This window comes from Rothia dentocariosa ATCC 17931, assembly GCF_000164695.2.
Lineage (GTDB): Bacteria > Actinomycetota > Actinomycetes > Actinomycetales > Micrococcaceae > Rothia > Rothia dentocariosa.
Map to the genome: position 1 here is coordinate 213,236 of NC_014643.1, position 14,404 is coordinate 227,639.

General features: G+C 57.1%; 13 protein-coding genes. 5 read left to right on the plus strand and 8 right to left on the minus strand.

From position 1 onward, the window contains the following. The 3 genes from HMPREF0733_RS00925 to HMPREF0733_RS00935 all read left to right on the plus strand — a co-directional run bounded on the left by HMPREF0733_RS00925 (nt 1) and on the right by HMPREF0733_RS00935 (nt 2,725). Entirely contained in the window at nt 1–762 is a 762-nt protein-coding gene (locus HMPREF0733_RS00925) for an ABC transporter permease (protein ID WP_013397541.1), read from the plus strand. 111 nt (nt 763–873) lie between these two features. Beyond that, nucleotides 874–2,100, plus strand: coding sequence for a sensor histidine kinase (locus HMPREF0733_RS00930; protein ID WP_013397542.1), 1,227 nt, complete (start codon nt 874–876; stop codon nt 2,098–2,100). Beyond that, nucleotides 2,093–2,725: a response regulator transcription factor gene (locus tag HMPREF0733_RS00935; RefSeq protein WP_013397543.1), complete on the plus strand. Its 633-nt coding sequence runs from the start codon at nt 2,093–2,095 to the stop codon at nt 2,723–2,725. Before HMPREF0733_RS00930 ends, HMPREF0733_RS00935 begins: the two co-directional genes overlap by 8 nt. 114 nt (nt 2,726–2,839) lie before the next feature. Here HMPREF0733_RS00935 and HMPREF0733_RS00940 read toward each other — a convergent pair whose 3' ends face one another. After that, nucleotides 2,840–3,925, minus strand: coding sequence for a 4-hydroxy-3-methylbut-2-enyl diphosphate reductase (locus HMPREF0733_RS00940; protein ID WP_013397544.1), 1,086 nt, complete (start codon nt 3,923–3,925; stop codon nt 2,840–2,842). Nucleotides 3,926–3,952: 27 nt separating this feature from the next. Continuing rightward, on the minus strand, nt 3,953–5,197 hold the full coding sequence (locus HMPREF0733_RS00945; RefSeq protein ID WP_013397545.1) for an MFS transporter: 1,245 nt from the start codon (nt 5,195–5,197) through the stop codon (nt 3,953–3,955). A gap of 128 nt (nt 5,198–5,325) precedes the next feature. Between HMPREF0733_RS00945 and xseA the strand changes: the two genes are divergently transcribed. Next, nucleotides 5,326–6,636 carry an exodeoxyribonuclease VII large subunit gene (gene xseA, locus HMPREF0733_RS00950; protein ID WP_041321839.1) on the plus strand — a complete coding sequence of 437 codons (1,311 nt, stop codon included), beginning with the start codon at nt 5,326–5,328 and terminating at the stop codon, nt 6,634–6,636. Between the two features lie 22 nt (nt 6,637–6,658). Beyond that, entirely contained in the window at nt 6,659–6,940 is a 282-nt protein-coding gene (locus tag HMPREF0733_RS00955; protein ID WP_004005186.1) for an exodeoxyribonuclease VII small subunit, read from the plus strand. A gap of 113 nt (nt 6,941–7,053) precedes the next feature. On the opposite strand, the gene HMPREF0733_RS00960 is transcribed toward HMPREF0733_RS00955, so the two are convergent. The 6 genes from HMPREF0733_RS00960 to HMPREF0733_RS00985 all read right to left on the minus strand — a co-directional run bounded on the left by HMPREF0733_RS00960 (nt 7,054) and on the right by HMPREF0733_RS00985 (nt 14,240). Then, a complete protein-coding gene (locus tag HMPREF0733_RS00960; RefSeq protein ID WP_013397547.1) occupies nt 7,054–8,277 on the minus strand; it encodes a pyridoxal phosphate-dependent aminotransferase in 1,224 nt (407 codons plus the stop codon). A 7-nt stretch (nt 8,278–8,284) separates the two neighbouring features. After that, nucleotides 8,285–9,397: a glycine betaine ABC transporter substrate-binding protein gene (locus HMPREF0733_RS00965; protein ID WP_239652910.1), complete on the minus strand. Its 1,113-nt coding sequence runs from the start codon at nt 9,395–9,397 to the stop codon at nt 8,285–8,287. Next, the gene (locus tag HMPREF0733_RS00970; RefSeq protein WP_172461376.1) at nt 9,397–9,900 is read right to left on the minus strand and encodes an NUDIX hydrolase; all 504 of its coding nucleotides are present in this window, start codon (nt 9,898–9,900) and stop codon (nt 9,397–9,399) included. Before HMPREF0733_RS00970 ends, HMPREF0733_RS00965 begins: the two co-directional genes overlap by 1 nt. An 18-nt stretch (nt 9,901–9,918) precedes the next feature. After that, nucleotides 9,919–10,908, minus strand: a complete 990-nt coding sequence (locus HMPREF0733_RS00975; RefSeq protein WP_013397549.1) for a LysR substrate-binding domain-containing protein — start codon at nt 10,906–10,908, stop codon at nt 9,919–9,921. 66 nt (nt 10,909–10,974) lie between these two features. Further along, a complete protein-coding gene (locus HMPREF0733_RS00980) occupies nt 10,975–11,445 on the minus strand; it encodes a DedA family protein (protein ID WP_013397550.1) in 471 nt (156 codons plus the stop codon). Between the two features lie 491 nt (nt 11,446–11,936). Beyond that, nucleotides 11,937–14,240: a hypothetical protein gene (locus tag HMPREF0733_RS00985; protein ID WP_013397551.1), complete on the minus strand. Its 2,304-nt coding sequence runs from the start codon at nt 14,238–14,240 to the stop codon at nt 11,937–11,939. Between the last annotated feature and the right edge of the window lie 164 nt (nt 14,241–14,404).

Below are 14,404 nucleotides of genomic sequence, written 5' to 3' on the forward strand. Positions count from 1 at the left end.
ATGCTACGTTACACACTCTACGAAATTCGCCGGTCGGTATTGTCGCCGTCTTCCGTGTTTTACACAATCATCCTGCCTGTGGGGCTCTACATGCTCTTCGGGGCCCTGCAGGACTACGCAAAGGTCAAAGTCGCAGACGGTAACGCCTCCGCCTATGTCATGATTGGCATGGCACTCTACGGCGCTATCAGCAGCACCGTATCGGTCAGCGGCCTGACCGTGGTCGAAAACGTGGCCGGATGGGGCAGGCAGCTAGCCCTCACCCCTATGAATACCGGTAAATACCTGTTCTCCAAATGCTGTGTGGCGTTCGTTATGGCGGCGGTACCCGTCATAGCAGTGAACATTGCTGCACGCCTCACCGGAATCGATATGCCGCTGAATCAGCAGATCGCTTGCGCTGCGCTCAGCATACTATGCGCTATGGTCTTCGGGTTCTTCGGGCTAGCCATCGGGCTTCTGGTACCCAGCGAAAGCGCAGTAGGTATTGCCAACGGCGTTCTGGTGGTGTTCTCGTTCTTCGGCACGCTCTTCGCCCCGCTCACCAAAGACCTTATGCCCTACGCCCGTTTCACTCCGCTGTACGGTGCCGCCGAAATCTCCCGCTATCCCTTCACTCAAGGGCTCACGATTATCAACGGCAGCGGCCCCGACTGGAACATGATCGAACCACTCTGGTACGGCGTTGTTAGCTTCGCAGCCTGGGGCGCTCTGTTCATTCTGGCAACCATGCTCCTTATGCGGCGAACCACGCGGCGCTAGGTCTTTCGCGACAACGGCTGCTAGGTTTTGGGCGCATCCGGTATTCACACCGCCGGATGCGCCCTCTGCGCTACACGAAGTCGTCTTTATACTAGAGTCCAGGAGGAGCATATGACACCGCTAAAACCCCGCAATAAAACACCTGAAAACCGCACTATCGACTGGATTAGCCTGGGGTTCTCCGCGCCCTGGCTCATATTTCTGGGGTATATCTATGACGGTGTTCTAGAGCCTAACGCTCCGGTGTGGAAGCACGTGTACGTCATTATCTGCCTGGTCATTTTCTCGATCACAGATGTTGCCGCGTATACGGTCCCCTGGGCTCTTCCGGCGTCATCATATTTCAGGCGGCTGCTTCTCTGGACGGCCCTTCTCTTCGTGCCCGTATGCGGCGTGATGTTGATAGCCGCCATTCCACCGGCAGATGTACTCATCGGGTTCACCATCTACTTTGTGGCACTGTGGACCTTCACCGAGGACATTCCCTACAGCACACGAATTCGCGGTGCCTTCATCATTGCGGCAGTTTTCTGGATAATTTACATGTTCTCTGACGGAATCCCTATCAATTTCGCGGATAAATCCCGCCTCACCTTGTCACTGGGCGCCCCCATGATCGGGATTATGGCGTTCTCCTACCTGATCCAGATGAGTAAAAACGCCGACAAAACCCAAGCGAAACTTGATATGGTCAGCGAGCGCGAGCGCATCGCCCGCGATGTACATGACGTGCTCGGGCATTCTCTGACCGTGATCACGCTTAAGGCCGATTTGGCGCGTAGACTTCTGCATGCTGACCCTGATCGTGCCGATGCGGAGCTTGAAGCTATCGCCCAGCTTTCTCGGTCTTCGCTGGCGGAGGTTCGTTCGACGGTCACGCGGCTGCGCATCCCGGACTTTTCGGGCGAAATTCAGGCGTCGGCGCGTGCCTTGCAGACGGCGTCGATCACCGCTAAATTGCCCGATGCGGAACATGCTCTCTCAGTGGTTGGGGTGAATTCTTCGCTTTTTTCGTGGGTGCTGCGTGAGGCTGTGACGAATATTGTGCGGCATTCGCAGGCCGGTTTCTGTGAGGTGCGGTTGAGTAATACCGGGCTTGAAGTTCTTGATAATGGGGTGGGTATTCCCGCCGAGTATGCTGCCGGAAGCGGTATCAAGGGCATGAAGAGTCGTGTGGAGTCTGCGGGCGGAACCCTCGTTATTGAGGATGCTCCGGCGCACTGGCTGCGGGCGCATCCTGCCGGTTCTGGAGCGGCAGACGTTCGGGGTACGCGGGTTCGGGTTAGCATGGACGGTAATACCGCCGAGATTGAGCCTTCGGGAGATACAGATGATTAAGATTATGCTCGCCGATGACCAGCAGCTTGTGCGCGAGGCGCTGGCCGCGCTGTTGGGACTTGAGAACGATATTGAGGTGGTCGCGCAGGTTGGCGGCGGCGATGAAGTTATTCCGGCGATCAACCGGTATCACCCGGATGTGGTGCTTCTCGATATCGAAATGCCCGGTTCTGAGCTTTCCAGCGGTATTGATGTGGCGGCTGCGATTCGAGATGCGAAACTGGTAACGCTTACGGGAGATCCGGTACGTTCGCTCATTGTGACGACCTTCGGCAGACCGGGGTACCTGCGGCGTGCTCTCGCCGCTGGGGCGAGCGGGTTTATGGTGAAGGATACAAGCGCATCCCAGCTGGCGGAGGGCATTCGGCGTGTTCATGCGGGTATGCATGTGGTGGATCCGGCGCTGGCGGCAGAGTCTTTGGCGTATGGGGAGTCTCCGCTGACCGAGCGTGAGACCGAGATCCTGCGGGTTGCCGGTCATGGTGCTACGGCGCGCGCTATTGGTGAGCAGCTGTTCCTCTCCCCCGGTACGGTGCGCAACCATCTGTCTTCTGCGATGGCGAAGCTTAACGCCTCGAACCGGCAGGAGGCGATACGTATCGCCGCCGATAACGGTTGGCTCTAGGGCTTCCTGCGGTTGTACCGCTAATTCGGGAGCGTTTTCTTCATTCGGGAGCACTTTAAGTGCTCCCGAATGAAGAAAACGCTCCCGGATTTGTAAGTTCGTGTAAGGCGCGAACTATCGCGTGGGTTTTGCCCCGCGGCCTCCCAGCTGACGACCTGTATTTTCGTCATTTTTCAGGGCGGCACGCAGCTCTTTGGGCAGGGAGAAGAGAATGTCTTCCTTAGCGGTTTCTACCTCTTCGATGTTCTCGTACCCGTATTCAGCCAGTAGCGCCAGTACCTCCTGCACCAGCACCTCGGGCACCGATGCGCCAGAAGTCAGCCCTACGGTCGCCACACCCTCAAACCAGGATTCATCCACCTGATGGGCGAAGTCCACACGTTCGGCGCGCTTGGCACCGTACTCTAGCGCGACTTCTTTAAGCCGCACAGAGTTCGAAGAGTTCGCAGACCCCACCACAATCACTAAATCTGACTGCGGGGCAATCTCTTTGATAGCGCCCTGACGGTTTGAGGTTGCGTAGCAAATATCGTCTGAGGGCGGGTCTTGAAGGGAGGGGAACCGTTCGCGCAGTCTTGCCACGGTTTCTAGGGTTTCGTCCACGGAGAGGGTGGTCTGTGAAATCCACACGACCTTCTCTGGGTCGCGCACGGTAACCGAATCCACTTCATCAGGCGAATTCACGATCTGAATATGTTCGGGTGCTTCACCGGCGGTACCTTCTACTTCTTCGTGCCCGGTATGCCCGATGAGCAGAATATCGTAGTCCTGTTTTGCGAAACGAACAGCCTCACGGTGCACTTTATTCACCAGCGGGCAGGTCGCATCAATCGTGTTCAGCTGCCTGTCCCCCGCAGCAGATACAACCGCTGGGGAAACTCCGTGCGCCGAAAATACGGTCACGGACCCTTCGGGCACTTCGTCCACTTCATCCACAAAAATAGCACCCTGCTGTTCGAGGGTTTCCACCACATGACGGTTGTGCACAATCTGTTTGCGCACGTACACCGGGGCACCGTAGTGTTCGAGAGCCTTTTCAACGGCGATCACGGCACGATCAACGCCAGCGCAGTACCCGCGTGGGGTGGCCAGCAGCACCTTTTTGGCACTCGTGACGGGGTTTGCAGCCTCAATATCGGCGCGGCTTCGGCGGGTGCGCGGCAGCGGCGGCAGACCGAGGGAAATGGTTTCAGTGGACATGACTACTATCCTACGTTGTTTGTTCCTCTAGTGTGTGCGTACTGTGGTGCCGCTCGCAGTGAGCGCAATGAGTTTGGCAAGAATACCGCCCAGAAGCGAGACCACGGCCGCCCATGCACTGTAACTTGCGAGCGAATTCAGATGACCCGTCAGCATGGGACGCGCCGTATTCACCAGGCCGTCCAAGAAAACAGTTCCTACCGTGCTGTCAGTACTTAGCCCAAGCATCTGCGGGGTTTGCTGCGCCATGACCGCACTCAGAATCCACAGACCCGCCGCAAGAATCAAGAACGCACAGGTCAGAAGCACAAAGCGTCCGCGCGGAAGCAAGATCAGGGCGATCACCAGACCGATAATACTTGCTGCGATCAGTGCTCCGGACATACTTCCAACCCACTGCGCCCGCTGCACCGCATGCTGCACGGGGTTTCCGTCACGGTCAATAGATATCAGGTGTTTTCCCCAGGATGAAATATCGGGGTCGTATATGCCTATGCTGCCCACACGCGCATCAAGCTCACGATAGAAGGCGCTGATGTCGAGCGCGGCTGGATCATCAGGATGCGCCAGGTTGTAGGTGTGCGTATCCGCCGCAACCTGCCGCCACATGGTGCGGTATTCGGAGGTTCCAGTGAGCCTCTGTGCATTCTCGCTCAGGCGTTTTTTCACCTCGCCGCGGCTTGTGCTCAGAATCTGTGTGAGAAAGTTATTGCCGGATTCGGGGAAGACTCGCTTGACCGCATCAGAGTTCATAACATCGGTGACAGCGGCATCGGCAATTCGTTTTTGAAAGTCTTGGTCTTCCACCAGCTGGGTGCTGAGCTGGTTGAACCCGGATTGGCTGATGAGGTTTTGATTGACCCAGCTGGCAACCGAACCCGTTAGCGCGCACAGAATACTCAAGGATGCAGCAAGAATCGCCAGAGCGTACCGCAGCTTTGAGACGCTGGTGGGTTCTAGCACATGCCGCTGCGGTTTCTGATTCGCCAGGTTGGCTACGGGAGCACCCGTCGGTTCCGGGGTTTCGCTGTGCGGGCGCAGCGCATCAAAGGACTCGTTGAGCACTCGCGTCTGCTGGTTTATCTCGGGGGCAGATAAGAGCGTGGTGGTTTCATCCGCGCCCTCAAGATCATGCGGTTCGCTGGAGATAACCCGGTAGTCATCGCGCGGAGGTTCGGGCAATACGCGGGTGGTGTCTGGTGAGTCCTCTGGAACCTCAAGTTTGATCGTGCGCTTGGGTTCGTGGGGTTGGGGGTCGTCATGTGCACCCATAGGTTACAGATTACCGGGTTCGGCAGAAAAGGTTGAATGAGTGTGCCCTCAGCGGAAACTGTGACGTGAAGAGTACGCACATGACCGAAAGATGGGCAAAATCGCAGGCTGTGGGAGAGAATGGGGTTATGACTGATTTTTCGGCAGCGCACCATGAATACCCGCACTCGGCTCCCCCGATTGTGCCGCCTGCGGCTGAGCGGCAGCTTCCTGCAAAGTCGCAGGAGACTACACCGCAGAATCCTTGGCCTCTGGCGCTTTTGGCTCAGAATATGAAGAACTATATCGATAAGGTTCCGCAGCTGTGGGTTGAGGCGCAGGTTGCTTCCCTCAACGGGCGCGGCGGGAACGTTTTTATCGAGCTGAAGGATCTGCAGGAAGATTTTTCGTTTACGCTCGCCCTGTTCGGTCAGGCGGGGCGCGGCCTGGGTTCGGATGTGAAGGTTGGCGCGCGGGTGGTGACCTTAGCGAAGCCCAGCCTGTGGAAGAACGGTCGGCTCTCCCTGATTGGGCGGCGTATCTATGCGGTGGGCACGGGTAACCTGCACGAACAGCTGCAAATACTACGTGAAAAGCTGGCCGCTGAGGGGCTGTTTGCGGATGCTCGCAAGAAGCCGCTCCCGTTGCTGCCGCATCGTGTAGGACTGATTACCGGGCGTGATTCCGATGCCGAAAAAGACGTGATTCGCAATGCTTCGCTGCGCTGGCCCGGAGTGCAGTTTGAGGTACGGAACGTGAAAGTGCAGGGCGAAGGCTCGGCGAGCGAGGTGATGGCGGCGCTGAGTGAGTTGGATGCGCATCCTGAGGTTGATGTGATTGTGATTGCCCGCGGAGGCGGTTCGTTTGAGGATCTGCTCTCGTTCTCTGATGAGGCTCTGGTACGTGCCGTGGCGGCGGCGCAGACTCCGGTCGTTTCGGCAATTGGGCATGAGGCAGACAGCCCAATTCTGGATGCCGTCGCGGATGTTCGCGCCTCTACCCCCACCGATGCGGGTAAGCGTATTGTGCCTGATGTCGCCGAGGAGCTGGCGGTTATTCGTGAGGCGCGAGCGCGTGCCGACCGCGCGGTTTTGGGCTACCTGAACTATCAGGAGCAGTATATTCGGCAGCTGCATGAGCGCCCGGTGCTGACCCAGCCGGAGACGGATTTAGGGTGGCGCAGTGAGGATATTTTTCGGCTGCGGGAGCGAGCCGCCCGTTCGGTGGAGTACCGTGTGGCGCGCGAACGGGACGCGATTTCGCATACGATTGCGCGGGTGCGGGCACTCTCGCCCGTAGAAACGCTCAAGCGCGGGTACACGATTGTGCAGCGTGCCGATGGTGATCTGGTGCGTGATGCCACGGCTCTATCGGCTCATGACAAGCTGACGATGCGCGCAGCGGTGGGCGGCGCCGAGGTCAGTGTGGTCAAAACCTACGACTCAAATCTTGATTTATAACTCTCTGGTGGAAGGTACAACATTGTCTGAGAATATTAGTTTTCATACGGAAGAGCTGGGTGCTCCCGTCGAGACCCTAAGCTATGAGCAGGCGCGCTCCGAGCTTGAGAATGTGGTGCGGCAGCTAGAATCTGGCACCTCAAATTTGGAGTCTTCGATAGCCCTGTGGGAACGCGGTGAGGCGTTAGCTTCCCGGTGTGAAGCCTGGCTTGAAGGCGCCCGGGAACGCCTGCACGCGGTGCGTAACACTCAGGATGCAACGGGTGAAGAAGCTGAGTCTGAGGGCTCCGAGTCCGAAGACTAAGGCGTAAAAAGCTCTTGATGCGTTACCAGGCGTGAAAAAATCCGTTTGATAACACATCAAGAGCAGTAGGAATGGGCGCGAACTAGCGCGGGAAAACCGCCTAGCAAACCCCGCTAATTCTTTTGTTTGTAATCCGCCATGAAGTTACCCAGCCGCTCAAGCGCGCTCTTGAGGGTCTGCACATCCGGCAGGAAAACCAGGCGGAAGTGGTCGGGCTTATGCCAGTTGAAGGCGCTGCCGTGGCTGAAGAGAATTTTCTGATCTTTGAGCAGGTCAAGCATGAACTGTTCGTCGCTCTTGATGTTGAACTTTTCGGTATCAATTTTGGGGAACAGGTAGAGCGCGCCATCGGCCTGTTCACAGGTAATGCCGTCGATTTCGTTGAGCATACGATACGCCAGGGTGCGCTGCTCGTAGAGACGCCCGCCGGGGGCAACGAGTTCGTCAATGGACTGGTAGCCGCCGAGTGCGGTCTGAATTGCATGCTGGGCGGGCACGTTGGAACACAAGCGCATCGACGCAAGCAGGGTAATGCCCTCGATATAGTTTTTAGCGTCCTCTTTTGGCCCGGTAATGGCGAGCCATCCGGCGCGGTAACCGCAGACGCGGTATGCTTTGGAAAGCCCCGAGAAGGTCATGCAGAGCACATCATCACCGGTGATGGTGGCCATGTTGATAGCCTCGGCGCCTTCGTAGGTGATCTTCTCGTAGATTTCGTCGGCAAAGACCACGAGCTCATGTTCGCGCGCCACATCAGCAATCTGCTGCAGAATCTCGCGGGAGTACACGGCACCGGTGGGGTTGTTGGGGTTAATAACCACAATGCCCCTGGTGCGCTCAGTAATCTTCGACTTAATGTCTTCAATATCCGGGTACCAGTTGTTCTCTTCGTCGCACAGGTAATGCACGGGGTTGCCGCCTGCGAGCGTGGTGGAGGCGGTCCACAGCGGGTAGTCGGGCATCGGAACCAGAATTTCATCGCCCGGTTCGCATAGCGCCTGCAGGGTCATAGGGATCAGTTCCGAAACGCCGTTGCCCAGATATATATCGTTGGTGTCAAGGTCGAGAATCCCGCGATTCTGGTAGTACTGCACGATGGCGGTACGCGCCGAGTACAGGCCGTGGGAATCGGAATAACCCTGTGTGACAGGCAGGTGGCGGATGATATCCATCATGATCGCATCCGGCGCTTCAAATCCGAAGGGAGCGGGGTTACCAATATTGAGTTTGAGGATGCGGTGGCCAAGCGCTTCCATGCGGTTGGCTTCTTCGAGAATAGGTCCGCGAATATCGTAGAGGACGTTGTTCAGCTTTGAGGACTGACGGTACTTCGTCATAGTTACATTACTTCCTTGGATGCTCTAATAAGAATTTCGCGGCCTCGTCGTCAGCGATGGGGTTAGTACCGCTCGTAAGACGAAGCAAGAACGATAGGTTTCCCGTATCTAATGTAGATGATACGCGGTTTATAGCTTCGCGTGCACTATCTGGCAGGTTACGACGCGCAATCGGAAGAAGTTGTTGGTTCAGCTGCGTAGTCTGTGGGTCTTCGAGAGTTGTGAAGCGGTTATCCTCAATCGCCGGGTCTGCGCTGTGCAAAAGGACCACCTGCGCGGTGTCTTTGCTGAGCATACTCACCCGTTCTGCCGAATTTTCGTTGAGAATAGGGTTTTCGACCGTGTATTTGTAGACGGTTTTGAGGCTTGCAACGCCGTAGTTGCTGCTGGTGTATCCGCTGGTGAGAGCAAAACTTAGGGTAGCTTTTACATCCGCAAGGTTGGCGAGGCTACGAAGTTTATGCTGCACTTCGTTCTGGCGAGTGGTCACGAGAACATCGCGGTTTTGGGCATTAGCAACGTCTAGAAGTTCCAGGTGTTCGGGGAGCACACGGTTAATAGCGGCAACAGTATCGGTAATATTCAGTGCGCGCGCGTTAATGGCCCCGCTGGGGCTTGCGGTTGCACCTTCGGAGGCGGACGCATCATGCGAAGGCGTGTTGGTGGGGGTGGGCGGTAGTGTGACCCCGGCACTCGCCGCAGATGCGCTGGCACTGGCAGCCTGGCGTTCCGCCTGAATTTGTGCGGGGCTAAGTTTGCCGTCGTTCGTAAGATGCAGCAGCAAATCGCCGCTGTAATCAATAACAAGGTCAAGCGTGTCTGGTTCGGGGGTGTTCGCTTCGGTCTGTTTGAGCGCATCCAGAAATTTGCTGCGGCTGTCTTCGTTGGTGACGACTTCAACGTTATATCCCACGTTGCGAAGCGCCTGAGCGTACAGGTATGCGACCGCCCGCATCTCGCGCAGGGCACCGATGCCCACGCGCAGGGTTCCGTAGCTTGATGCTGAAGGATCCACTTTCGGTTTATCGTCCTCTGACGAGCAGGCGGCAAGAAGCGGAGCTAGGGCTAAGGCGCTTATCATGGTGCGGCGGGTAGGCGCGGGGCGGTTTGGGTAATGCACTAGATTTTCCTCGCGTTCTCGTCGGCAAGAAATTCTTGGTATTCACGCGACCAAGCGGCGGCATTTTGAAAGCCCATCATGGATGCGACCTCGTCGATGAGGGTGCCGTAGCGCAGGGTATCGAGTTCAGCGATAGGCACCCAGCAGGCGCTGTCGGAAGAACCGTTCTCTTCGGCGCGCAGCTCGCCGGTGACCACGTGGGCGCGGTAGACGATGCGCAGGGCGCAGAACGGCAGCGTACTGTCGGAGAGCCCGTTACGCGCGGGAAAATGCCCGGCGTGCACGCCCAAAATATCTTCGATGGCAACGCTGTACCCAGTTTCTTCGAGGGTTTCTCGCAGGGCGGTTTCGTCGGCCTGCTCGCCCGGTTCCATGCCTCCGCCGGGCAGCGACCAGAGCGGACTTTGGGCGCGATCCTCGGGCACCCAGCGGGTCATGAGCAGTTTGCCCTGCTCGATAATGACCGCGTAGGCTGCGGGACGGGTTTCCATTACCAATGCCATGATGTTAAGTTTACCGCTTTAGCGTTTCTTTCCTGCACGCCGCGCACGGACGGCTTGAGCGTTGTGACGGGCATATTCTCGGAGGTTTCCGCTCTTTTTGGCGTTCGATTTCTTCCGATCACGAGCCTCACGGCGGGCATTGGCGGCACGGTTTTTCGCTTTCGTCTTTGCTTTCTCATCAGCAATGCGCTTAGCGCGGCTCTGCTTCGTCTCACTTCCTCGCTCGCTGGATGCGGTTCGCCCGCGCACAATACCGATAAAGTCCTGGATCAGAGTTTCTTCTCTTTCGGGACGCGGATGCGCCACCGGTGCCCGCCTCCAGGTGAGGGTCACCGGGTAGGGTTCAAGGCCGCGCATCGGGCGATAGGTAAGGTCTTTGCGATGGTAGAATCGCGCCACGGACATGGGTGCAATGTACAGGCCAATTCCTGCGGCAACGAGCTCAAGAGCCTCACGATCGCCGGTAAATTCGGGCAGGAACCTTGGGTTTTCGGCGCGCCATGTGTTGGAGGCTTCAGCCCAGGCGGGGTAATCGGCGGGGTCGTGAAGCAGAAATTCTTCGGCGAGGTCTTCAAAGCTCACCTCGTCAAGCACTGTGAGCACGTGGTCGCTGGGCATGATCAGCACGGGTATTTCCTCATACAGCCTGATGCTGTGGTACTCGTCTGTGTCTCTGCTGCGCGGTTCGTGGTTGGGGCGCACAATCGCCATGTGTGCAAGCGGTTCTGCGCTTTGGGAGGTGGAAAGCTCTATGGTAAGGGCCTGAATTCCCAACCCCTCCCCCACCGGAATTTCAGCCAGGGGCGCGCGGTCGCCGTAACGCTCATGCCAGCGGGTGAACCATTTTCCGGGCATAATTCCCGGCACATATGCAATGCGCAACTCAGAGCGTTCAAGCACCTGGGCTGGTAGGGCCTGCGGAGTGTAGAGAAGATTTGCGATATGGTGCGGAAGCTCGTCGGCTCTTGCTTTTTCCTCTGCCCGTGCGTTGGTGCTGTTTTCACTCATGCCACCACGCTAGCACAGCGGGCGGGATACGCGGGGTGTATCCGTGGAATATAGGGTAAAAACGGGCTAAGACTGCCGCTTATCAGCGATATAGGTGCGAATCTTTGAGGCTGTCAGGCTGATCAGAATAAGCGCGACAAAGATGAGTGGCACCATCCACGGCTCAAATCCGAAGGCGGCGAGGAGGGCAAACCCGATAGTGACGTAGATAATCGCCCATATCAGGGTGCCCAGAAGCATGCCGGGCAGCCAGCGGCGCATCGGCATTTTCGTGAACCCCGTGGTAATGATGACGGCGGTCTGCAGTCCGACCGTCAGAAAACACAGCGGCACGGCGTAGGCTCCCCACCGGTTGATCATGGCGGTGGCTCGTGTGTAGAGCGGGGTCTGCATGGCGTTACGGATGCGCTCTAGGCGCGCGCTTCCCGTGGCGGCAAGGTAGCCCAGGGCGTAGACGATGCTGGTGCGCAAAATACCGATGCCCCACATGATGACGACAGCAAGTTCGAGAGGCAGAGCCGCAAACCATTCTTTCACCCCCTCATTCTCTCATGTTTTGGGTATGGTACTCATCAGCTGAGGGTGTACATATGTTGCTTTGAGGTTCTACGTAGTGCACATGGTCCCGCAATCAAAAAAATTTAAATTTTTTTCTGCACCCTATTATTTGGGGTCTATCCCCGTAAACACGGGGTTTTCGGTTAGGTAACCCTAAATATACTGACAGAGTGTCGCTATTTTTCCAGGATTTGCGGTTGGCAGACACCTCGAAATTAGGTTATATTTTTATTACCAAATAGGATACGCCTTGTGGGAAGGCCTCCTAGATACGGTTTTGAAGACTTTTCTTCCTGTGTGTGATGCGAAGGAGGAGGTTCCAGATGGAACCTCCTCCTTTCCCTATGCAAAAGCATCCTTACTGAATTACTCGCTTCATTCTTTTCCCAAGGCACGTAAAAAGGCTCCCCAGATGTATGGGGAGCCTTTTTACTCTGTTGCAGAAATTAATCTAGAGATCCAGCGAACCGCTACTTCTGCTCTCCGTTATTCGGGCCGCCATCACTTCCATTGGGCTTCTTCTGATGCAAAGAACTCAGCGGCTTCGGAAGCTGGGTGGGGGTCCATGTTTTCTGTGATACCCCGGTGAAAGATGCTCCTGTCCCCGGCATGTTCCCCCGCTTATAGGACGCGGATGCGTTCGAGGAGGAGCCCGAACGCTCGCCGGGTTCATCCACGACCGGAATAATATCGAGAGGCTCGAACTCAGAATCGTCGAGATCAAGTGGAACCGGAACATCGAATTGGCTCGTATTCGTAAACCCAGACCCGCCTCCTACCGGAACAGAACCGGTCGCCGGTCCTTGCTGGAAGCGTGAATTCTGCGCACCTGAGCCTGTGGTGGTTCCCATCGGACGCTGCGACCGCGGAGGTTCCTGGTTCATGGGGCGGATAGCTCCCTGCGGGGTGAACCCTGCAGGAGGAAGATTCTTCTCCTCCGCTACAGAGCGCGAAGGCGCAAATCCAGGCCCGGAATTCTGAGCGTTCGTATGCTGAGCCGTGGAGGTCTGGTGCTTCTGGTTTTGCGGTGCAAAGCTGCGCTGACCGTATCCCTGCTGTTCGCCGAGGCTCTGCTGTCCTAAGCCTGTCTGAGCCGCCTGCCGGTTCTGACCTGCGTTTTGGTTTTGCTGCATACCCTGCTGATGTTGCCCCACACCCTGGCCCTGGTGCGTACCGTAGCCCTGAGCTGGCGCAGCATACGGATTTTGCGCGGTATTCTGCGGCTGCGCAAGGTATGGATTATGTGCTGCACTACGATACGGCGCGGAATGTGCAGAGTCATCCGCGCGATCCTGCATGCCGGAGCCAAACGCCGCATCCTGAGCAGAAGTATTACTCATACCAGAGGGCGCGGAATACCCCTGAGTCTGGTTTGTATTCGCGGGAGCCGATTCTAAGAATCCGTTCCTAGGCGCAGCACCTTCGCGTTGTGGAGCATTCACAGTATTTCCGGGTGCGGGAGTCACCGGGATTTGCCCGGTTGGAGTGGTCTGAACTTCCTGATCGAAAAGTTCACTCGTGCGTTCCAGCGGGCGCAGATGCGTTCCCGGAATGCGTGCCGGACGGCGCGGGGTCTGCCCCTGAGCAGATGCAGACCCGACAAAACGGGTCTCGTGCCGCTGCGCCTCGGGCTGGGGTGCGGGCGCGCGGTGCAGGTTCTTCGGCTGCACAAAAACATCCTGTGCGGGAGCCTCCTCCGCCGCCGATGCTGAAAACGCGTGTGCGGAAGGAGCTTGCTCGTATGAAGCTTCGTGGCTTGCACCCTGGTCATCGTCGTACAGAACGGGTTCGGGGGCCTGCTGCGGAGGGTACTTAGGGTGCAACTGCGCCGGAAGCCTGCGGGCGTGCGAAGTACCGGAAAAGTGCTGCTGCGCATCCTCAGCTGAGTACGATTCAGCGTATTCGACGTATTCCTCATGCACCGGCTCTTCGCTCAGCTCGTGAGGCTCTGCTGCGAATTCATCGGCACCGATCTGTGGCGCATGGTCTGCGGGAACACCCTGTTCTGAAGACTCTTCCTCCAGCGTAGATTTGCGGGATGCACGCCCCGAGTTCCAGCGTAGCGAACCCCACCTGCTGGCCTTGGAAGAACGACTCGGTGAGGTTTCTTCAGGTTCCTCGACGTCTAGCTCGTGTGCCTCATCCTGCGCGAATTCCTCTTCGGTAGCCTCACCCTCGATGGGCAGCGCATTATGTCCGGAGGTTTCGGGATACGCCGCATCAGGTTCTTCGTGCCCATCCTTGGGCTGCCCCAGGTAGTAGAGGGCACCGCCGATCCCCGCGAGCGCCACGAAGGAAACCGTGGGGGCGCTCCACGGCAGCCACCCCATGAGGGAGAGAATCAGCGAGAAAATCAGAATAAGTGCCACCAGCGCGCCGATACCGAGCAGGGTCAGGCGCAGGGTTCCTAGGCGATGCAGGCGTTCCGGCAACCAAGGTTTCTGTTCTAAAACGGGCACAGGGCTGGTAAAAGGTTCGACCGGCGAGGCTTCGCGCAGATCGGAGAGCGCGGCGCTCGTCTCTTCTTCACTGAGCGGGGGCACGTTTCCGCTCGCGGCGTTGGATTTCTTGGGGTCAGAACCGGGCACTGCGGACTCCTCAGAAAAAAGAATGGAATGCGAGGTCAGAACATCATCAGTCATGGAATGTGGGTTTACAACCGTCTGTTCGGGGGTGTCTGCGGCGGATGCACGACGCATATTCCGCGGTATAAACCACAACAGCATGACGACCGCTAAAACTACGAGAACACCCGACGTGCTCAAAATCGTCATGTGTATCTATCCCTTCAAGCTAACATTTATAAAACCTAGGACTTTTCATCTTACCTAGTACAGGACAGTGTTCGCATTCATCTACGTATACCGTGCGAAAATATACCAAAGAAACCTGGAATATTCAGGGCTCTTCTAGAAAATATGCGCTCAGCACATTTCCC

Coding starts and splice junctions, on each gene's coding strand:
- HMPREF0733_RS00925 (WP_013397541.1), top strand. CDS start 1: ATGCTACGTTACACACTCTACGAAATTCGCCGGTCGGTATTGTCGCCG.
- HMPREF0733_RS00930 (WP_013397542.1), top strand. CDS start 874: ATGACACCGCTAAAACCCCGCAATAAAACACCTGAAAACCGCACTATC.
- HMPREF0733_RS00935 (WP_013397543.1), top strand. CDS start 2,093: ATGATTAAGATTATGCTCGCCGATGACCAGCAGCTTGTGCGCGAGGCG.
- HMPREF0733_RS00940 (WP_013397544.1), bottom strand. CDS start 3,925: ATGTCCACTGAAACCATTTCCCTCGGTCTGCCGCCGCTGCCGCGCACC.
- HMPREF0733_RS00945 (WP_013397545.1), bottom strand. CDS start 5,197: ATGGGTGCACATGACGACCCCCAACCCCACGAACCCAAGCGCACGATC.
- xseA (WP_041321839.1), top strand. CDS start 5,326: ATGACTGATTTTTCGGCAGCGCACCATGAATACCCGCACTCGGCTCCC.
- HMPREF0733_RS00960 (WP_013397547.1), bottom strand. CDS start 8,277: ATGACGAAGTACCGTCAGTCCTCAAAGCTGAACAACGTCCTCTACGAT.
- HMPREF0733_RS00970 (WP_172461376.1), bottom strand. CDS start 9,900: ATGGCATTGGTAATGGAAACCCGTCCCGCAGCCTACGCGGTCATTATC.
- HMPREF0733_RS00975 (WP_013397549.1), bottom strand. CDS start 10,908: ATGAGTGAAAACAGCACCAACGCACGGGCAGAGGAAAAAGCAAGAGCC.
- HMPREF0733_RS00985 (WP_013397551.1), bottom strand. CDS start 14,240: ATGACGATTTTGAGCACGTCGGGTGTTCTCGTAGTTTTAGCGGTCGTC.